The following is a 20,065-nucleotide window of genomic DNA, read 5'->3' on the forward strand; positions in this document are numbered from 1 at the left end:
ACCACACACCATGTCCCTGCAGATCACCGACCTGCACAAGAGCTTTGACGGCCAGGTCGCGCTCGAACGCATCCACCTCGCCGTGGGCGCCTCGGAGTTCGTGTGCCTGCTGGGCCCCAGCGGCTGCGGCAAGACCACGCTGCTGCGCATCATCGCGGGGCTGCTGCCTGCCGATGGCGGCCGCATCACGCTGGGCGGGCGCGACCTGGCCACGCTGCCGGCGCGCGACCGGGGCTTTGGCATCGTGTTCCAGTCGTACTCGCTGTTCCCGCACATGACGGTGGCGCAGAACGTGGGCTACGGCCTGGCCATCCGCCGCACACCGCCCGACGTGGTGCAGGCGCGCACGGCCGAGCTGCTGGACATGGTGAAGCTGGCCGACTATGGCGGGCGCTACCCGGCGCAACTGTCGGGCGGCCAGCAGCAGCGCGTGGCCATAGCGCGGGCCCTGGCGGTGAACCCTTCGCTGCTGCTGCTCGACGAACCCCTGTCGGCCCTGGACGCCCGCGTGCGCGCCGACCTGCGCCATGAGCTGCGCGAGGTGCAGCGCCGCCTGGGCATTCCCACCATCATGGTCACGCACGACCAGGAAGAAGCCCTGGCCATGGCCGACCGCATCGTCTGCATGCAGGGTGGGCGCATTGCACAGGCGGGCTCGCCGCGCGAGCTGTACCTGGCACCGCGCACCCGCTTCGTGGCCAACTTCATGGGACACAGCAACCTGCTGCCGCCCGCCCAGGCACGGCTGCTGCAGCCCGCGCTGGGCGGGGCCCCCGAAGGCATGGCGCCCGAATCGGCCCTGCTGTGCATCCGCCCCGAACGCCTGCAGCTGCAAGCCAGCGCGCAGGGTGCGGGCCGCGTCACCGGCACCACCTTCCTGGGCAGCATCCAGCGGGTGCAGCTGCGCTGGAACGACCTGGACCTGCTGGCCGAATCCAGCAGCGCCAGCACCTGGGAGGCGGGCCAGAACGTGGACATCTCGGTGAGCGCACAGGACTGCGCCTGGGTGCACGCATGAGCACCACTGCCGCCCCCCACCTGCCACCCATGCACGCCAGCGAACGCTGGCTGCTGCGCGCCTGCCTGCTGCTGCCGCTGGCCGCGCTGGTGCTGTTCTTTGGCGTGCCCATGCTGGCCATTGCCTGGCGCAGCCTGGTGCAGGACACGGGCGGCATCGGCTGGGGCAACTACGCCGCGCTGCTCGACACCCCGGGCGTGTGGCGGGCCCTGGCCAACAGTCTGCTGCTGGGCGCCGTAACCACGGCCGTCACGCTGGTGCTGGCCTTTGTGGTGGCGTTTGGGCTGGAGCGCACCGGCATGCCGGGCCGCCGCTTTGTGGCCGGGGCACTGGCCCTGCCCATGCTGGCGCCCTCGCTGGTGCTGGGGCTGGGCCTGATCTTCCTGCTGGGGCGCAACGGCATCGTGGGCAAGATGCTGGGTGTGCGGCCCGAGATTTATGGCTTTTGGGGTCTGCTGATTGCGGACGTGCTCTATGCGCTGCCGCAGGCCGTGCTCATCGTGCGAACCGCGTTGCGCCAGGGCGATGCCCGGCAGTACGACGCCGCCGAGGTGCTGGGCGCCACGCCGTGGCGGCAGTTTTGCGACATCACGCTGCCGCAGGCCCGCTACGGCCTGCTGAGCGCGGGGTTTGTGGTGTTCACCATCACCATCACCGACTTTGGCAACGCCGTGGTCATTGGCGGCAACTTTGCCGTGCTGGCCACCGAGATCTACAACCAGGTCAGCGGGCAGATGAAGTTCGGCATGGGCGCGGTGGTGGGCATGCTGCTGCTGGCGCCCGCCGCGGTGTCGGTGTTCATCGAACGCATGGCCGCACAGCGCGCCGGTGCGGGGGCCGAATCGGCCCTGCCGCCCACGCCCACCCGCCGCCCGGGGCGCGATACCGCATTCTTCATCGCCTGCATGGGCATTGCGTGCAGCATCGTGGCCCTGGTGCTCACGGTGGTGGTGGCCAGCTTCATCCGGCTGTGGCCCTACCGGCTGGACCTCACGCTCAAGCACTACGACATCACCATTGCGGGCGGCTATGCGCCGCTGTGGACCTCCGTCTGGGTGTCGGCCCTGGCCGCCAGCGTGGGCACGGCGATGCTGTTTGTGCTGTGTTTTGGCATCCGCCGCCTGCCGGGGCGGCTGGCGCAGGCAGCCACGGCACTGTCGGCCTTGCCGGTGGGCGTGCCTGGGCTGGTGCTGGGGCTGGCCTATGTGTTCACCTTCAACACCGCTACCTGGCCCTGGGGCATGCTGTATGGCACGGCCATCTTGCTGGCGCTGTGCAACTACTACCACTACCACACGCAGGGCTTCATGACCATGATGACCGGCATGCGCAACGTGCCCACCACGCTGGAAGACGCCACCACCGTGCTGGGCGGTAGCACCGCCCGCGTGCTGCGCGATGTGTACCTGCCCGCGCTGCTGCCTACGCTGCTGGCGGTGCTGGTGTTCTTGTTCATGCGCTCCATGGTCACGCTGTCGGCGGTTATCTTCCTCATCACGCCCTCGCTGCCCATGGGGGCGGTGACGGTGATGCGTCTGGATGAAGCGGGGCTGACCTCGCAGGCGGCAGCGTTCTCTACCTGCATCATGGCGGTGGTGGGGTCGCTGGCGTTGCTGCTGCACTTTGGCACGCAGCGCCGAAAACCTGGCTCCAAGCCCGCCTAACATCGCCACCATGCTGCAAGAAGAACGTTTCCTCCGCATCCGCACCCTGCTGTCCACGCTCTCGCGGGTGAGCACGGAGCGCATTGCGCAAGACCTGGATGTGTCCCGCGAAACCGTGCGCCGCGACATCCTCGCGCTGGAGTCGCAGGGCATTCTGCGGCGCGTGCACGGGGGCGTGGTGGCACAGGGGCCAGAGCCCGAACCCCCGCTGGCCGTGCGCCAGGCGGTGCGCGAGCGCGAAAAACGCGCCATCGCCCGCGCCGCCCTGCAGCTGCTGCAGCCGGGGCAAACGCTGTTCATTGATGCGGGCAGCACCACTACCCTGCTGGCCGAAGCGTTGTCCAGCCTGTCGGGCCTGACCATCATTACTAACGGGCTGAACGTGGCGCTCAAGCTGGCGGCAGCCGACGCCGGGCGCAGCGCGCGCAACGACGTGATCCTGCTCGGAGGCCGCACCGACCCTGCCGTGCAGGCCACGCACGGCGACACCACCGTGGCCGAAATCCACCGCTACCGCGCCGATGTGGCGCTGCTCTCGCCCGTGGGCATCAGCGTGCACAGCGGCGCCACCAGCTTTGAACACCATGAGGCCGCCGTGGCCCGCGCCATGGCTGCGCAGGCCAAGGAGCTGATCTTGCTGGCCGACCACAGCAAGGTGGGACAAGCCAGCCGCGTGACCTATGCCAGCCTGGCCGACGTGGGCACGCTGGTCACCGACGCAGGTGCCCGGTCCTTGCCCGCCTTCTCGGCACTGCAGGCAGCGGGCTGTCACATCGTAGTGGCCTGAGGCATTCACAGGGGGCAGAACGCACCATGGCCTACCAGCACACCATTGGCGGCGAGCGCTGGCAGTTCAGCGACTTGCGGGAGGTGATGGCCAAGGCCACGCCGCTGCGCTCGGGCGACGCCCTGGCAGGTGTGGCAGCCACATCGGCTGTGGAGCGCATGGCCGCGCGCCTGTGCCTGGCCGACATTCCCCTGTCGCGCTTTCTGAGCGAGGCGCTCATCCCCTACGAAAGCGACGAGGTCACGCGCCTCATCCTCGACACCCACAACGCCGCCGCGTTCGCGCCCCTCGCCCACCTCACCGTGGGGGACTTCCGCAACTGGCTGCTGGCCCACGGCACCGACAGCGCCATGCTCGCCGCCGTGGCACCCGGCATCACGCCCGAGATGGCGGCGGCCGTGAGCAAGCTCATGCGCAACCAGGACTTGATCGCCGTGGCGCGCAAATGCCGCGTGGTCACGCGGTTTCGCAACACCATCGGCCTGCCCGGCCACCTGGCCGTTCGGCTGCAGCCCAACCACCCCACGGACGACCTGCGCGGCATTGCGGCGTCGATGATCGACGGCCTGCTGTACGGCGCGGGCGACGCGGTGATTGGCGTGAACCCGGCCACCGACAGCATCGCCGCCCTGACCGGACTGGTGCACATGCTGGGAGACGTGATCGAGCGGCTGCAGATCCCCACGCAGTCGTGTGTGCTCACGCATGTGACCAACACGATTCAGATGGTGGAGCAAGGCGCACCGGTGGACCTGGTGTTCCAGTCCATCGCGGGCACGGAGGCGGCCAATGCAAGCTTTGGCATTTCGCTCGCGCTGCTGAAGGAGGCGCGCGATGCGGCGCTTTCACTGCAGCGTGGAACCCTGGGCGACAACGTGATGTATTTCGAGACCGGCCAGGGCAGTGCCCTGTCGGCCAACGCGCACCACGGCGTGGACCAGCAGACCTGCGAGGCGCGGGCGTATGGCGTCGCCCGCGCGTTTGCGCCACTGCTGACCAACACGGTGGTCGGCTTCATCGGTCCCGAGTACCTGTACGACGGCAAGCAGATCATCCGCGCGGGCCTGGAAGACCACTTCTGCGGCAAGCTGCTGGGCGTGCCGCTGGGCTGTGATGTCTGCTACACCAACCATGCCGAGGCCGACTCGGACGACATGGACACACTGATGACGCTGCTGGGCACGGCGGGCCTGACTTTCATCATGGGCGTGCCGGGGGCGGACGACATCATGCTCAACTACCAGAGTACTTCGTTCCACGACGCGCTGTATCTGCGCGAGGTGCTGGGCCTGCAGTGCGCACCCGAGTTTGGCGCCTGGCTGCAGCGCATGCACATCACCGATGCAGGCGGACGCCTGCTGCCTGCCCACGATCAACACCCGGCGCTGGCACAGATGCGGCAATTGAAATGCTCCCCCTGAGTCGCCTTCGGCGCCCTCCCCCAGGGGACGACGCCCTCACTGCGGGGCGGCCCTTGCTCGGCGTCCCTGGCGTTCGCCGTGCCAGTTTTGCGCATCGCGGACCCAATGCAGCGCAATGGATCACGCAACCGAGAGGCTCCCAATGAACGCGACACTTGGTATTCCTCCCGACCCCTGGGAGGACCTGCGCGCCCACACCCAGGCGCGCCTGGCCCTGGGGCGTGCGGGCGCAGCCCTGCCCACGGCCGAGCTGCTGCGTTTTGGCCTGGCCCATGCGCAGGCGCGCGATGCCGTACACATCCCGCTGGACGCCGAAGCGCTGGCCACCCAGCTGCAGGCCCAGGGCTGCGCAATGCTCCCCGTGCACAGCGCCGCCCCCGACCGCGCTACGTACCTGCTGCGCCCCGACCTGGGCCGGCGCCTGTGCGACGCCGATGCACAAGCGCTGCGCGCCCTGGGCGATCAGCACGGCGGCGGCCGTCCCGTGGACCTGCTGCTGGTGGTGGCCGACGGCCTCTCGTCCCTGGCTGTGGCCCGGCAGGCGCCGCCGCTCATCGACGCGATTCGCCAACAGGCGCCCGCCGGCTGGCAGCTGGGCCCCGTGGTGATTGCCCAGCAGGCCCGCGTGGCGCTGGGTGACGAGGTGGGCGCACTGCTGGGCGCGCGCCTGGTGGCGGTGCTGATCGGCGAGCGGCCGGGCCTCAGCTCGCCCGACAGCCTGGGCATCTACCTGACCTGGCACCCGCAGGTGGGCCGCAACGATGCGCAGCGCAACTGCATCTCCAACGTGCGGCCCGAGGGATTGCCCCCCGCCGCTGCCGCTGCGCGCCTGTGGTGGCTGTGCCAGGAGGCGCGGCAACTGGGGCTGACGGGGGTGGGGCTGAAGGACCGCAGCGATGGGATGACGCTGGTGGCGGGGAGCTCCCACCAGATCTCCGACCGTTCAGACTGAACCTGAACCGGTCGAAGCCAAGAAAACTTCAAGCCAAATTCGGCTCTAGCGCTTGCCCACCAAGCGCCTGCAGCTATCTTTCTCGAAGCACACGAAACCTGGATCACAACCGGTGCGACCGGTCCCCGTGCGCAAACCCCACGGGTTCCCAGGGCTCGCCTGCCCCCACGGCCAGCACCTTGAACAGCTCGCCCATCTCTTGTTCCATGATCAATTTGGCCGCTGTCGCCCGTCCCGCTTGTGGTAGCAGCTCCATTTTGGGGAGCAAGCCACAGTTGATGAGGAAATGCGCCTGCGTGGTGTAACCCAGCACATTGAGGCCCGCCTCTTGCGCGGCCAGCGCCATGGCGGTGAAGTTGACGTGGGCGGTGATGTCCTTGAGCCCCACCGCCACCAGCGGGTCGCCATCGGCCAGGTGGCCCTGGTGGCACATCACGGTGCCCATGTGGCGCTGGGGGTGGTAGTACTCGTCTTCGCCAAATCCATAGTCCAGCAAGAAGGCTGCACCGCGCGTGAGCCGGTCGGCCAGCATGCGCATGAAGCCTTCGCCCTGGGCGTGGATCTCGGTCAGGTAATCCTGCGGGCCTTCGATGTCGATGGGCGGGCGCAGGTCGGTGGGGCGGTCGGCCCAGGCAAAGTGGCCGTCTTCGGCCACCACCACGCCGCGTTCGTGCCACACACCGCCCTGCTGGCCGCCGTGGCGGGCGAGCAGCTGCACGGGCATGGCATCGAGCACCTCGTTGCCCACCACCACGCCGCTGAATTTCTCAGGCAAGGCATCCACCCAGCGCAGCTTGTGGGCGTGCGCCACCAGCTTGGCCTGCTGGCGCGCGCGCAGGCTGCCCGACAGGTCGACGATGGTGTAGCGCTGCACCTGATCGCCCAACGCATCCAGCAGCTGCAGGGCCAGCGCGCCCGAGCCAGCGCCGAACTCCCAGACCTCGTCGGTGCCGGTTTGGGCCAGGGCTTCACCCACCTGCACGGCCAGCGTCTGGCCGAACAGTGGGGTCATCTCGGGCGCGGTCACAAAGTCGCTGCCGGACTCGGGCATGGCGCCGAACTTGGTGGAACCGTTGGCGTAGTAGCCCAGGCCGGGCGTGTACAAGGCCAAGGCCATGAAGCGGTCAAAACCCAGCCATCCGCCCTCGGCGGCAATGGCCTGGGTGATGTGCTGGTGCAGGGGGGTCGTTAAACTGTCGGGTCTTTGGGTCACGGCCCGCATTGTCTCCCAGCCCACATGCCTACTCCCTCCCACCCACGCACCGTTCTGGTCACAGGCGCCGCCAAGCGCCTGGGCCGCAGCATTGCGCTGGCTCTGGCGGCGGGTGGCTGGCAGGTGGCGGTGCACTACCGATCGTCCGAGCAGGATGCTATCGATACGGTAGCTGCTTGCGCACAACTGACAAGCGCCAGCGCCCATTTTGATGCTGATTTTGAGGATGAGGCTGCGGTGCGCGGCTTGTTGCCCCGCGTGGTGGCGCACTTTGGCCGTGTGGATGCGGTGGTCAACAGCGCCTCGTTGTTCGAGCATGACAACGCCGCCACCTTTGGTTTTGCCGCGCTCGAAAAACACCTGCGCAGCAACACCGCCGCCCCCGTGCTGCTGGCCCAGGCCCTGCACCAGCATGTGGCCGACCGCGTGGCCCAGGGCGAGGCCGACGCGCAGGGCGCCGTGGTCAACCTGCTGGACCAGAAGCTCTGGAACCAGAACCCCGATTTTGTGAGCTACACGCTCTCCAAGGCTGCACTCGAAGCTGCGGGCACCATGCTGGCCATCGCCCTGGCGCCGCGCGTGCGCGTGGTGGGCGTGGCGCCGGGCCTCACGCTGACCAGCCACATGCTCAGCGACGAAAAGTTTGCCCAGTTGCATGCCCTCTCCCCGCTGGGCCGCTCATCCACCGCCGAGGACGTGGCGAGTGCGGTGAAGTTTGCGCTGGAGAACCGGTCGATGACCGGCACCACGCTGCTGGTCGACGGTGGCCAGCATCTGATGAAGTTTGACCGCGATTTCTCTTTGATGTGAGCGCCCGCTCACTCCAGGACCTATTCATGACCACCGCTGCAGGCACCCAGATCCTCACGCTCACCGGTTTGCGCTTTGACGCCAACCTGGGCATCCTCGACCATGAAAAGACCGACCCGCAGCCCATCCAGGTCGATGCCGAACTGAGCCTGGGCGTGCAGCCGCTGGCCCCGCGCGACGACGACATCGGCCATGTGCTGGACTACCGCCGTGTGCGCCAGATCATCATCGACGAGTGCACCGCAGAGCATGTGAACCTGCTGGAGAGCCTGATCGGCAAGCTGGCCAACCGCCTCATGCAGCTGCCCGGCGTGCTGGGGGTGCGGGTGAAGATTGCCAAACTCGAAATTTTTGACGACTGCGAAGTGGCCATTCGCATCGAGACAGGACAGTGGTGACCCCATGAGCGCAGTATTGAATGAAGCCCCAGCCTCCGCCCAATCCACTGGCTGGACGGAGGAAAGCACCGAAGCCACCAGCGGCGCCGCCCGCATGAAGATCGAGCGCGAAACCCACAAGCTGGAAAAGCGCCTGTGCCGCGAGGTCGGCAAGGCCATCGTCGACTTCAACATGATCGAAGAAGGCGACAAGGTGATGGTGTGCATGTCCGGCGGCAAGGACAGCTATGCGCTGCTCGACATCCTGCTCAAGCTCAAGGCCCGCGCCCCCATCCACTTTGACCTGGTGGCGGTGAACCTGGACCAGAAGCAGCCGGGCTTCCCCGAGCATGTGCTGCCCGAATACCTGGCCAGCACCGGCGTGCCCTTCCATATCGAGAACGAAGACACCTACAGCATCGTCAAGAAGCTGATCCCCGAGGGCAAGACCACCTGCAGCCTGTGCAGCCGCCTGCGCCGGGGCATTCTGTACCGCGTGGCCGATGAGCTGGGCTGCACCAAGATCGCGCTGGGCCACCACCGCGACGACATCCTGCAGACGCTGCTGCTCAACATGTTCTTTGGCGGCAAGATGAAGAGCATGCCCCCCAAGCTGGTCAGCGACGACGGCAAGCATGTGGTGATCCGCCCGCTGGCCTACGTGGCCGAGAAGGACACCACCCGCTGGGCTGCGCACCGCAACTTCCCCATCATCCCGTGCAACCTGTGCGGCAGCCAGGAGAACCTGCAGCGCAAGCAGGTGGGCGAGATGCTGCGCGAATGGGAAAAGCGCTTCCCGGGCCGGGTGGAGAACATGTTCAATGCGCTGCAGAACGTGGTGCCATCGCACCTGCTGGACGGCAGCCTGTACGACTTCAAGAACGCGAAGGCCACGGGCATCGCCAGCGAAGACGGCGACAAGGCGTTTGACAAGGAAGAGTTTGTGGCGCCCTCGCCCACGCTGCCCGGCGTGCAGGTGGTGCAACTGTCGTGAACCCTGGCAAGCTGGGGCACTCTCATGGAGACTTCTTTTTCTGGAGCGTCTGACCATGACAACGCAACGCCGATGGATTCCCCTTCTTATACTGGGCTTGGCAACCGCCTTGCTCGCGGGCTGCAGCACCACCCGCGTGGTCGACGGGCAAGTACAGAGCTTCTCAACCCTGGCGGCCGCGCCTGCACCCGCCACCTACCGCATCGAACGCCTGCCTTCGCAGCAAACCCCATCGTTTGACGCTATCGCCGCACTGGCAGAACAGTCCCTGGCACGCGCCGGCCTGCAACGCGACGATGCCGCGCCCCGCCTGCGGGTCCAACTGGGCGTGCAGGCTGACACGGTGCCGCGCAACGATCCTTTCAGCCCCTACGGGCCCTACGGTGCGTATGGCCCCGGCCCTTGGGGCGTGGGTGGTTGGTATGGCCGAGGCTGGGGCGTGCATGGCATGTGGCGCTTTGGCGAGCCAACGCCCCTGCACCGCCGCGCTGTCAGCATCGTGATGCGCGACGCCAACACCCAGGCGGTGGTGTACGAAACCTTGGCCGTGCACGAAGATGTGTGGGTGAGTGACCCGGCAGTCTATGGTGTGCTGTTTGACGCCGCACTCGATGGCTTTCCAAAGCCACCCCCGGGCCCTCGACAGGTGCGCCTGCCCCTGGCGCAAAAATGAGACATTCCCCTGAGCGGCTGCGAGCTACATCCAACGCCATCGAAAACTGACATGCACGCCACCCGCATCATTGCCATCCGCCACGGCGAAACCGCCTGGAACGTGGACACCCGCATCCAGGGCCACCTGGATATTCCGCTCAACAACACCGGGCTGTGGCAGGCCGATCAGGTCGCCCAGGCACTGGTGGGTGAACCGATTGCCGCCATCTACACCAGCGACCTGCAGCGCGCGCACGCCACGGCCCAGGCCGTGGCCCGCACCACGGGCGCGCCTTTGGTGGCCGATCCCGGCCTGCGCGAACGTAGTTTTGGCCACTTTCAGGGCCGCACGTTTGCCGAGATCGAGGCCGAGCTGCCCGAAGACGCGCTGCGCTGGCGCAAGCGCGATCCGCACTACACCCCCGAAGGTGGCGAGTCGCTCGTCGCGCTGCGCGAGCGCATCGAACACACCGTGACCGTCCTGGCGCAGCAGCATGTGGGCGAGCAGGTGGTGATGGTGGCGCACGGTGGCGTGCTCGATGTGTTGTACCGCCTGGCCACGCGCCAGGACATCCAGGCGCCGCGCACCTGGCAACTGTCCAACGCCGCCATCAACCGCCTGCTGTGGACGCCCGACGGCCTCACCCTCGTCGGCTGGGCAGACACCCAACACCTTGACCAGATCGTCCTGCGCGATGAAAACCACGCCTGAATTGCAATCCACCATCGGCCAGCGGGTGGACGCTATCGACACCCCTGCCCTGGTGGTGGACCTGGACGCCATGGACCGCAACATCCAGCGCATGGCCGACTTTGCGCGTAAGCACCAGGTGCGCTGGCGCCCCCACGCCAAGCTGCACAAGAGTGCAGAAATCGCGCTGCTGCAGCAACGCGCGGGCGCCCAGGGTGTGTGCGTGCAGAAGGTGGCCGAGGCGGAGGCGCTGGCCGCCGGTGGGGTCGATGACATCACCATCACCAACCAGGTCATCGCCATGCCCAAGCTGCACCGCGTGGCGCGGCTGGCCGCCCAGCTGGCGGCGCGTGGCGGGCGCCTGGGCGTGGCCGTGGACCACATCGACGGCATTGAGCGCCTGGCCGAAGCCATGGCGCAATCTGGCAGCGATGCGGGCATCGACGTGCTGGTGGAGATCGACGTGGGCCAGGGCCGCTGCGGCGTGCCACCGGGCGAAGCCGCCGTGCCACTGGCGCTGGCCGTGTCGCGCAGCCCCCGCCTGCGTTTCGCGGGCCTGCAGGCCTACCATGGCCGCGCGCAGCACCTGGCCAGCAGCGTGGGTCGGCGCGAGACCATCGCCGCCGTGGTGCGCGCGGCGGATTACACGCGCCAGCTCATCGAAGCCGCCGGGCTGCCCGTGCCGCTGGTCACCGGATCAGGCACCGGCACCCTGGTGCACGAGGCTGCCAGCGGCGTGTTTGGCGAGCTGCAGGCGGGCTCTTTCTTGTTCATGGATGCCGACTACGCCCGCAACGAGCGTGAACCGGCACAACCCGCGTTTGAACACGCGCTGTACGTCAAGACCCAGGTGGTGTCGGTGCGCGACACCCACGCCGTGTGCGACGCAGGCCACAAGAGCCACGCCATCGACTCTGGTCTGCCCACCGTGGCCCTGCTGCCGGCCGACCGCACCCTGCGTTACGCCAACGGTGGTGATGAACACGGCCTGCTGTATGCCGACGCGCCCGACGCCCGCCTGCCCAGCCTGGGCCATATGCTCTGGCTCATCCCGGGCCATTGCGACCCGACGGTGAACCTGCACGACTTTTTGATCGGCGTGCGCGGCGGTTTGGCGACGGGTACTGTGGAGCGCATCATCAGGGTTGATGCCAGAGGCGCGCTGACCTGATTGCGGCAAGAATCGGCGGACATTTTGGTGTCCCCCATGAGCCCCAGCCAGATCATTGTCCTTGCGACCCCCGTCTTCTTTTTGCTGATCGCCATCGAACTGGCGGTGGGCTACAGAAGGCAGCGCAACACCTACCGCCTGGCCGATGCCGTCAGCAGCATCAGTCTGGGCATGCTGAGCCAGACCAGCGCAGTGTTCACCCGGCTGCTGCGCATCGGCATCTACACGGCCCTGTTCGAGCACGTGGCGCTGTGGCGCAACGATGCATTCTGGACCAGCCTGCCCGGCTGGCTGCTGGCACTGGTGTTCTACGACCTGTGCTACTACTGGCTGCACCGCATGGGGCATGAATCGGCCGTGTTGTGGGCCGCGCACGCGGTGCACCACCAGAGCCAGGATTACAACCTCTCCACCGCGCTGCGCCAGACCAGCTCGGGCGCGCTGCTGGGCTGGATCTTTTATGTGCCCATGGCACTGGCGGGCGTGCCGCCGCTGGTGTTTGGCGTGGTGGCGCTCATCGATCTGCTTTACCAGTTCTGGGTGCACACCGAGCAGGTGGGCAAGCTCGGCTGGTTTGACCGCTGGTTTTGCAGCCCCAGCAACCACCGGGTGCACCACGCGGTGAACGACGCTTATCTGGACAAGAACTATGGCGGCATCCTGATCCTGTGGGACCGGGTCTTTGGCACCTTCAAGGACGAAGACGACCAGGAGAAGTGTGTGTACGGCACGCGCGGCCTGCTGAACAGCTGGGACCCGCTCTGGGCCAATGCGCAGGTGTACGCAGGGCTGGCACATGACAGCTGGCATGCGCGCAGCTGGCTCGACAAGCTCAAGGTCTGGGTCAAGCCTCCGGGCTGGCGGCCTGCCGATGTGGCAGAGCGCTTTCCCAAGCCCGCCTTCAGCATGGCACAGATGCAGCTGTACCACCCGCCGATGTCGCGCGCCGCGCAGTGGTTTGCGCTGGTGCAGTTCGCGCTGCTGCTGGCGGGCGTGGCGGCTTTTCTCTGGCAGGCAGATGCGGCGCCGCTGGCGCGCAACGCCATCTGGTTTGCGGTGCTGCTGACGGTGCAATGGTCGCTGGGCGCAGTGATGCAGGGACGTATCACCGCGCTGATGGCGCTGATGCTGCAAAGCGGCGCGCTGGCCACCGCCACCAGCGCGATGGGGTTCATGGAATGGCATTGGCTGTTCAAGCCGCTGACGATGGTTTTTGCTCTTGTTTTGGTAGCTGCCAGTGCTTATTCGCCAAGCGCTAGAGGCCAATTTAACCCAAAGACCCTGCTTCTCCTCGCGGCCGCGCTGGCCGGATCGCTGGCCGGGGATGTGTTCCTCATGTTCCAGGGCTTCTTCATCCCGGGCCTGGTGAGTTTTCTGGTGGCGCATCTGTTCTATGTGGCGCTGTTCAAAAGCGGGCAAGCGTGGTTTCCGCACCGGGGTGCGCTGGCCGCCACACTGGGCATTGGCGTGGCCATGTACGCCTTTCTGTGGGCGGGTGGCCTGCCACCTGCACTGCGCGCGCCGGTGGCGGCCTATGTGCTGGTGATCGCGCTGATGGCGGCCCAGGCCATCGGCCGGGCGACGGTGTTGCGCGATGCGCCGTCGCTGCTCGTAGCGGTCGGCGCCGGGTTTTTCATGCTCAGCGACTCGCTGCTGGCCACCAACCGGTTTGTTATGCCGCTGCCGATGGCGCAGGTCTGGGTGCTGGCCACGTACTATGCGGCGCAGGCGCTGATCGTCAGTGGATGGCTGGACAGCAAGGCCTCGGTGCCTGCCACCGCAGTGCAGCGAACGGGCGTGACCGGAGAAGAGGGCCGCACGCACATGGCTCGGGACAGGGCTCCGAACATCGCCCCAGGGACGGCTTCACGCTCCTCCTGAGCACCTGTGTGTTCTGTGCGATGGTTTTTTAGCCAAAATTGCCGCCAGCGCTTCAGCATCAAGCTCAAATAGCTATTTATTTGATAGCAAATCACCTGCCTGCAGCTCACCCACTGGGCGCAGGCTCCACGCCCACAGTGATGGCCTCGTCGCGGGCAATCCGGCCGTCGATCAGCTCCACCAGCCGGTCGCAGCGCGCGGCCAGCCGGGGGTCGTGCGTGACCACGACAAAACTCGTGCCCCGCTCGGCATGGATACGGCGCAGCAGGGCAAACACTTCGGCAGAGGACGCGGTGTCCAGGTTGCCCGTGGGCTCATCGGCCAGCACCAGCGGCGGGTTCATGACCAGCGCGCGCGCAATGGCCACGCGCTGCTGCATGCCGCCTGACAGCTCTGCGGGGCGCTTGTCCATGGCCTGGGCCAGGCCCACGGCGTCGAGCAGGCTGCGCGCGTGATCGCGGTGGGCGGGGCTGACGCGGCCTTCGGCCATGAGGGCCGGCAGCGTCACGTTCTCCAGCGCCGAGAACGCAGGCAGCAGGTGGTGGAACTGAAAGACAAAGCCCAGGGTGCTGCGCCGGCGCAGGGTCAGGGCCGCATCGTCCAGGCCCTGCACCGCCTCGCCGTCCAGCAGATAGCTGCCCGTCGTCATGCGTTCGAGCAGGCCCAGGATGTTGAGCAGCGTGCTCTTGCCCGAGCCCGAAGGCCCCATCAGCGCGATGAACTCGCCCCGGCGCACCTGCAGTTGGATGCCGTGCAGCACCTCGGCCTCGCTGGGGCGGCCCAGGTTGTAGCTCTTGCGCACGGCATCGAGCGTGATCAGTTCGGGGGCGGCGGGTTGGTTCATCACATCCTGATGGCTTGTGCTGGGTCCAGCGCCGCTGCCCGCCGCGCAGGCGCCACCGCCGCCAGCACACCACACACCGAAGCAATGAGTGCAATCTGCAATGCCATGCCCAGCGGCAGCGCGATCGAAAACAACGGCAAGCCATCCGAGCCCCGCACAAAATGCGTGAACACCCAGATCAGCCCCACCGCCAGCAGCAGGCCCAGCACCGAGCCCAGCGCACCCACCACGGCGCCCTGCACCAGAAACACGCGCAGCACCTGGCCCCGCGTGGCGCCCATGGCGCGCAGGATGCCGATCTCCCGGCCCTTTTGCACTACCGAGACCACCAGCACGCTGGCAATACCCAGCACCACCACCGCCAACACCACGCCCCGGATGATGGAGGTGCTGATGGACTGCGCATTGAGCGCTGACACCAGCTGGGCATTGCTCTCTTGCCAGCTCTCGATCTTGTAGGGGAACTGCATTTGCAACGCACGCGCCAGGGTCTGTGCCACCCACACGTCCTTCAAGGTCAGGTCGAGCTGGCTGGCACCACCCGGCAGCGCCAGCAGGCTTTGCGCCGTGCGCAGCGGCACGATCACGGTGCGCCGGTTCAGGTCTTTCACCCCCAGGTCCACCAGCGCGGTGACGCGCACCGAATCACTCACCGTGCCGCCCGCGCCGCCCGTCTGCACCGTGAGGCGGTCTCCCACGCGCACGCCCAGGTCGGAGGCCAGCTCGCGCCCCACGATGGCCTCGCCCGGTGACAACCGCGCCGTGCCACTGACCACCTTGGAGCGCAGCCCCACGACGCGGTCATAGCGATCCAGGTCCACGCCCATCAGGGCAATGGCCTGCGATGCCTCGCCGCGCAGCGCCAAGCCTGAGCCGGACACCATGGGCGACACCCCGGCGACTTCGGGCAAGCGCTCCAACAGCGGCACCAGCGCCTGCCAGTTGGCCACGGACCGCAGGCGCTGGGCACGCGGTTGGGTTTCGGTCAGCGCAGCGGTGCCAGGCGAGGCAGGGGCTGCCGGTATGACCAGGTCGTCCGGCGCCCGCAGGGTGATGTGCGCCTGGGCGCCCAGTGTTTTGGCCAGGGTGTTCGACTGCAAGCCGCTGATCAGCGCCGAGATGTAGGCAATGACCGCAACCCCCGCCGCAACCCCCACGATGATGAGCACGGTCTGCATGCGGCCCTCGCGCAGAAAGCGCAGCGCCACGCGCAACTCGAAGCCAGGCCAGCTCCACATGGCGGCTCAGCGGCCCATGGCGTTGGTGAGGGCAGCACCGGCGTCAGCACCTTGCGCTCGACCTTGGGCTGCACCGGCTGTGGCGGAGCCCGCACTCCACTCCACCGTGCGGGCACGTACGCGGTCGCCCGCCTGCACGGCGCCGCCCCGCAGCACGGTGTCGCCTTCGGCCAGGCCGTCCAGCACCTCGACCGCGTCCAGTGTGCGCAGCCCCAGCCGCACGGGGCGGGCCTGGGCGCGCCCCTCCTGCAACACCAGCACCGTCGCCTGGTCACGCTCCACCGGGCCGCGCAGGGCCGCCTGGGGCAGTACCAGGGTCCGCTCGCGCCGCGCAGTCTCTACCTCGACCGATAAGGTCATGTCCTCGCGCAGAAAGGCGGGGGCCTGCTGCTCCAGCGCAAACTTCACCTCGATGGCACCGCGCTGGGCATCCACCGAGGGTGCGATGGTGAGCACACGCGCTGCAAAGCGCTGGCCCGCAAAGGCATCGGCCACCACCGAGGCCTTTTGGCCCGGCAGCAACTGGTCCAGAAAACGTTCGTCCACCTGTGCCACCAGCTGGGTGGGCCCGGCCAGCGCCAGGCTGAGCAAGGCCTTGCCAGGCTGCACGATCTGCCCGGGCTCGACGTCGCGCACCAGCACGCGGGCATCGACCGGGGCTACCAGCGTGGTCTGCGCCAGGCGGGCCTGGGCCGCCACCGTGACCGCCCGGGCCAGCGCCAGCTGCGCCTGCGCCTGGACCACGTCAGTGCCGGCATCGGCGTTGGCCTGAACCTGTGCCTGCGCGCTCAATTGCTGCGCCTGGGCCACATCGACGGCGCGCTGCGCCTCATCGAGCTGCGCGACGCTATAGAACCCCTGGACCACCAGCTGCTGCACCCGCGCCAGACTGGCGCTGGCCGCTTGCAGGGTGGCATTGGCCTGTGCGCGCGCTGCCTGTGCAGCGCTGCGGCCGCTACTGCGCAGGCCTACCAGGCGGGACTGCGCCTGGCGCTCGGCCGCCACGGCCTGCGCCAGCGCTGCCGCGAGCTCGTCGGACTCCAGCTGCACCAGCACGTCGCCCCGGCGCACCTGCGCGCCTTCTGTCACTTGCACCTGGGCCACGCGGCCGGTGACGGTGCTGCCCACATCCACCCGCGACAACGTGGCCACGCGCGCCGAAAACTGCAGCGTGCGCACCAGCGGCGCCGATTGCACCAACAGGGCATCGACCTGCGGACCACGCAGCGCCATCACCCCGGTGAAGGCAGCCACCACCAGCACGACAGCGCCCAACGCAACAGCAAACCAGCGCCTATTCACAAATCTGCCCTGGTTGCCATGCGCTGTGCCTTCCGTCATTCAGAAAACAGCCCGCCAGCCGCCTTGGGCGGCGCCACCCCCAGGTGTCGGAACGCCGCCAGCGTGGCAATGCGCCCACGCGGCGTACGCTGCAAAAAGCCTTGCTGGATGAGGTAGGGCTCGATCACGTCTTCGATGGTGCCCGCCTCTTCCCCGATGCTGGCGGCAATGTTGTCCAGCCCCACGGGGCCGCCGTCAAAGCGGTGGATGACCGCCTCCAGCAGCTTGCGGTCCATCACGTCAAAACCCTGCGGGTCCACATCCAGCATGGCCAGCGCCTTGTCGGCAATGGGTTTGGTGATGCGCCCGTCGCCCTTGACCTCGGCGTAGTCGCGCACGCGGCGCAGCAGCCGGTTGGCGATGCGGGGCGTGCCGCGCGAGCGGCGGGCAATTTCAAAGCCGCCTTCTTCATCCATGGGCGCATTGAGCAGCCCCGCGCTGCGCTTGACGATGCGGGCCAGCTCTTCGGCTGTGTAGAACTCCAGCCGCGCCACGATGCCAAAGCGGTCGCGCAGCGGGTTGGTCAACATGCCCGCACGTGTGGTGGCGCCCACCAGCGTGAAGGGCTGCAGGTCGAGCTTGATGCTGCGCGCCGCAGGCCCCTCGCCGATCATGATGTCGATCTGGTAGTCCTCCAGCGCGGGGTAGAGAATTTCCTCCACCACAGGCGACAGGCGGTGGATCTCGTCAATGAAAAGAACGTCGTTCTTTTCGAGGTTGGTCAGCAGCGCTGCCAGGTCCTTGGGCTTTTCGAGCACAGGGCCACTGGTCTGGCGCAGGTTGACCCCCAGCTCAGCCGCAATGATGTGACTGAGCGTGGTCTTTCCCAGACCAGGCGGGCCAAACAGCAGCACATGGTCCAGCGCCTCGCCCCGCTTCCTCGCCGCGCCGATGAAGATCTCCAGCTGCTCGCGCGCCTTCGCCTGGCCCACGTACTCCTGCAGGAGCTTGGGGCGCAGCGCGCGCTCGATCGCCTCCTCCTGGGGCGATGCGGGCACGGCCGAAATGACGCGTTTTGCGGGGGCGGGGGCGAAGTCGTCGGTCTGGATCGTCATGCAGTCCTGTTATTTCTCGGGCCAGACGTAGAACCCGATGCCTTCTTCAACGTACTGCTGGCTCATGTTGGCGTTGAGGTAGCTGCGTTCTGCAGGGCTGGCAGTATAGAAATAGGTTCCCACGGTGCGGTTGCGGAAGCGGTAGACAGGCACGGCACCATTGCCCGGAGCAGCCTGTCCCCACCATGCAGTGGCTTCAAGCTGCACGGACGGGAATGCCTGGCGCAGACCGTCTCGCTCCGCAGGGTTTGCCGTGTAAATGTGCATATTGCGCGCCAAATCAACCAGGCGGTACACCGGGAACAGGTTGGACCCCTCAATGGGATACGCATAGAAGATCGTGCCTTCGTAGATGAAGTTCGATCCAAACTGTTTGATCAGAAGATCCCGCTCACCGACGTTGCTGGTGTAGAAATGCTCCAGGCCAGCAATGTTGTAGAAGCGATAGACAGGCACCCGCCCCGTGGGGCCAGTGGGTGGCGTGGCAGACGACAGCCAGTTCTTGAGCGCTGCGTTGAACGCCACGTCAAAACGACCATAGTAATCGGGGACCGTGGTGGCCGTGCAGCTGGAACCGCCGCCGTAGAGCGTACCGATCACATGGGTGCCACCCTTGAACAAGGCCGAGCCACTGCTGCCACCTTCGGTGGTGCCCTGGGTCCAGTTCACCTGGTAGTAGTTGCCCGTTGTACCGCTGCACTGGAACTGGGTTTCACTGGTGGGAGTGCAGGAAATCAGGCTGTTCAACGTACCCAGGCTGACCTTGAGCAGGTCGCCCCGGGGATGGTGCAGACCCACCACAGATGTACTCAAAGCCTGGGTGCCCGCATCCCAACCGGCAAAGACGGCCCCTGCAGGAGGTGTGTCGTTCAGCTGCAGCAGGGCCATGTCCATGGCACCCGAGGCGTAGAGCAGCGATGCGCCGTTGACGCGCTGGATGGTGGCACTCGACAGGGTGCGGCTGTTACACGTTGGCGAACGGAAGAACCAGTCGGTCTGCAGCGAGGCGGCTTCGGACTGCTTGGAGATGCAGTGGTTGGCCGTCAGGAAATACGGCGTGCCAGAAGACCGGCTGTCATTGAGCAATGTGCCCGTGCACAGATAGGTGTTGGCACCGGACGTGAACAACATGCGCGCCACGGCATTGCGCTCGGTCGCATAGGTGTCGTAGCAGGTGGCATCCAGGTGGCACGAAGCCGATTCGTTGATCTTGGTGGAGAGTTCTGCCTCCGTAGGGATCGACAGGTTCTCGAAGATGTGCGACACGCGCGGCACCGAGATGTCCACCGTGCTGGCATCTGCGCCGACTGGCAGTTCCAGCTCCAGCGTTGCCTCGCCCGATCCGGTATCGGGCGTCCACCAGGTCTGACCGTCCAGGGTGGTGTCGCCCGCCTGCGCATTGCGCTCAATGCGCTGCAGCACTTCCTGGCCGGAAATCTGGAACACCTTGGAGGCGTTGGCCTGGCTGTACACACGCAGCACTGTGCCTTGTGGCAGCGCCTTGACCACTACGCCCAGGCGCAATCCGTACGCACCTTCGGCAGAAAAACTGATAGCAGCCACCTTACCGCCAGTGGCGGTGGGCTTCCACTGCAACTGCTGCTGTGTCTGGGCTGCGGCGCGGGTGGCCACCACATCGCGCGCTGTACCCACCTGGCGTGGGCCGATACCGCCACCCAGCGAAGCCGTCTTGGATGCATCCAAGGCTCCCAGGCTCACCCGGGAAGGCGTGGGCGCTGTGACAAGCGCGCTGCGGGATTTGATGTTCGAGACACCCTGGTCCACGCTGGCGGGCTGCACCCAGCCATCCACCATCAGCACAGAGGCCGCCTTTTGCGCGCTGGCCTCGGTACCGCTTCCGCCGCATCCGGCCAACAAGGCAAGCGCCGCACCCCAGGCAACGCCCATCCGCCACATCATTCCATTTTTCATTTCTTTCCCTCGCTCCGGTCAA

18 protein-coding genes are annotated in these 20,065 nt (G+C 67.0%); 12 read left to right on the forward strand and 6 right to left on the reverse strand.

Annotation, left to right across the window (positions count from 1 at the left end; all coding sequences use genetic code 11):
- Positions 1–10: 10 nt before the first annotated feature.
- From C8C93_RS16885 to eutC, 5 genes are all read left to right on the forward strand, one after another.
- Positions 11–1,018, forward strand: a complete 1,008-nt coding sequence (locus tag C8C93_RS16885) for an ABC transporter ATP-binding protein (RefSeq protein ID WP_108498518.1) — start codon at positions 11–13, stop codon at positions 1,016–1,018.
- The gene (locus C8C93_RS16890) at positions 1,015–2,682 is read left to right on the forward strand and encodes an ABC transporter permease subunit (protein WP_121507652.1); all 1,668 of its coding nucleotides are present in this window, start codon (positions 1,015–1,017) and stop codon (positions 2,680–2,682) included. The genes C8C93_RS16885 and C8C93_RS16890 overlap by 4 nt, the downstream gene beginning before the upstream one ends.
- Before the next feature lie 10 nt (positions 2,683–2,692).
- Complete coding sequence (locus tag C8C93_RS16895; RefSeq protein WP_121508836.1) at positions 2,693–3,469, forward strand: DeoR/GlpR family DNA-binding transcription regulator; 777 nt, start codon at positions 2,693–2,695, stop codon at positions 3,467–3,469.
- 26 nt (positions 3,470–3,495) lie between these two features.
- The gene (locus C8C93_RS16900) at positions 3,496–4,890 is read left to right on the forward strand and encodes an ethanolamine ammonia-lyase subunit EutB (RefSeq protein ID WP_121507653.1); all 1,395 of its coding nucleotides are present in this window, start codon (positions 3,496–3,498) and stop codon (positions 4,888–4,890) included.
- 142 nt (positions 4,891–5,032) lie between these two features.
- Positions 5,033–5,842 (forward strand): ethanolamine ammonia-lyase subunit EutC, encoded by an 810-nt coding sequence (gene eutC, locus C8C93_RS16905; RefSeq protein ID WP_121507654.1) that lies wholly within the window; start codon positions 5,033–5,035, stop codon positions 5,840–5,842.
- A gap of 103 nt (positions 5,843–5,945) precedes the next feature.
- On the opposite strand, the gene C8C93_RS16910 is transcribed toward eutC, so the two are convergent.
- The gene (locus tag C8C93_RS16910) at positions 5,946–7,064 is read right to left on the reverse strand and encodes a class I SAM-dependent methyltransferase (RefSeq protein WP_121507655.1); all 1,119 of its coding nucleotides are present in this window, start codon (positions 7,062–7,064) and stop codon (positions 5,946–5,948) included.
- 15 nt (positions 7,065–7,079) lie between these two features.
- On the opposite strand from C8C93_RS16910, the gene C8C93_RS16915 reads away from it, so the two are divergent.
- The 7 genes from C8C93_RS16915 to C8C93_RS16945 are packed head-to-tail and all read left to right on the forward strand — an operon-like array spanning position 7,080 to position 13,633.
- On the forward strand, positions 7,080–7,865 hold the full coding sequence (locus C8C93_RS16915) for an SDR family oxidoreductase (RefSeq protein ID WP_121507656.1): 786 nt from the start codon (positions 7,080–7,082) through the stop codon (positions 7,863–7,865).
- Between the two features lie 26 nt (positions 7,866–7,891).
- Entirely contained in the window at positions 7,892–8,263 is a 372-nt protein-coding gene (locus C8C93_RS16920) for a dihydroneopterin aldolase (RefSeq protein WP_008907163.1), read from the forward strand.
- 4 nt (positions 8,264–8,267) lie between these two features.
- The gene (ttcA, locus tag C8C93_RS16925; protein WP_199727041.1) at positions 8,268–9,236 is read left to right on the forward strand and encodes a tRNA 2-thiocytidine(32) synthetase TtcA; all 969 of its coding nucleotides are present in this window, start codon (positions 8,268–8,270) and stop codon (positions 9,234–9,236) included.
- A 55-nt stretch (positions 9,237–9,291) separates the two neighbouring features.
- Positions 9,292–9,909: a DUF4136 domain-containing protein gene (locus C8C93_RS16930; RefSeq protein WP_121507657.1), complete on the forward strand. Its 618-nt coding sequence runs from the start codon at positions 9,292–9,294 to the stop codon at positions 9,907–9,909.
- Positions 9,910–9,960: 51 nt separating this feature from the next.
- The gene (locus C8C93_RS16935; RefSeq protein ID WP_121507658.1) at positions 9,961–10,602 is read left to right on the forward strand and encodes a histidine phosphatase family protein; all 642 of its coding nucleotides are present in this window, start codon (positions 9,961–9,963) and stop codon (positions 10,600–10,602) included.
- Positions 10,586–11,752 (forward strand): DSD1 family PLP-dependent enzyme, encoded by a 1,167-nt coding sequence (locus C8C93_RS16940; RefSeq protein WP_121507659.1) that lies wholly within the window; start codon positions 10,586–10,588, stop codon positions 11,750–11,752. Before C8C93_RS16935 ends, C8C93_RS16940 begins: the two co-directional genes overlap by 17 nt.
- Positions 11,753–11,788: 36 nt before the next feature.
- The gene (locus C8C93_RS16945; RefSeq protein WP_233559464.1) at positions 11,789–13,633 is read left to right on the forward strand and encodes a lysoplasmalogenase family protein; all 1,845 of its coding nucleotides are present in this window, start codon (positions 11,789–11,791) and stop codon (positions 13,631–13,633) included.
- A gap of 106 nt (positions 13,634–13,739) precedes the next feature.
- Here the strand turns inward: C8C93_RS16945 and C8C93_RS16950 are convergent, their stop codons facing one another.
- The 5 genes from C8C93_RS16950 to C8C93_RS16970 are packed head-to-tail and all read right to left on the reverse strand — an operon-like array spanning position 13,740 to position 20,043.
- The gene (locus C8C93_RS16950; protein ID WP_121507660.1) at positions 13,740–14,477 is read right to left on the reverse strand and encodes an ABC transporter ATP-binding protein; all 738 of its coding nucleotides are present in this window, start codon (positions 14,475–14,477) and stop codon (positions 13,740–13,742) included.
- Positions 14,477–15,715, reverse strand: coding sequence for an FtsX-like permease family protein (locus C8C93_RS16955; RefSeq protein WP_121507661.1), 1,239 nt, complete (start codon positions 15,713–15,715; stop codon positions 14,477–14,479). Before C8C93_RS16955 ends, C8C93_RS16950 begins: the two co-directional genes overlap by 1 nt.
- Positions 15,716–15,721: 6 nt before the next feature.
- Positions 15,722–17,056: an efflux RND transporter periplasmic adaptor subunit gene (locus C8C93_RS16960; RefSeq protein ID WP_233559465.1), complete on the reverse strand. Its 1,335-nt coding sequence runs from the start codon at positions 17,054–17,056 to the stop codon at positions 15,722–15,724.
- Positions 17,053–18,111, reverse strand: a complete 1,059-nt coding sequence (ruvB, locus tag C8C93_RS16965) for a Holliday junction branch migration DNA helicase RuvB (RefSeq protein ID WP_055396394.1) — start codon at positions 18,109–18,111, stop codon at positions 17,053–17,055. The genes C8C93_RS16960 and ruvB overlap by 4 nt, the downstream gene beginning before the upstream one ends.
- A gap of 9 nt (positions 18,112–18,120) precedes the next feature.
- Positions 18,121–20,043 carry a trypsin-like peptidase domain-containing protein gene (locus C8C93_RS16970; protein ID WP_233559466.1) on the reverse strand — a complete coding sequence of 641 codons (1,923 nt, stop codon included), beginning with the start codon at positions 20,041–20,043 and terminating at the stop codon, positions 18,121–18,123.
- Between the last annotated feature and the right edge of the window lie 22 nt (positions 20,044–20,065).

Source organism: Acidovorax sp. 93, from assembly GCF_003633835.1.
In the GTDB taxonomy this organism is placed as follows: domain Bacteria; phylum Pseudomonadota; class Gammaproteobacteria; order Burkholderiales; family Burkholderiaceae_C; genus Acidovorax; species Acidovorax facilis.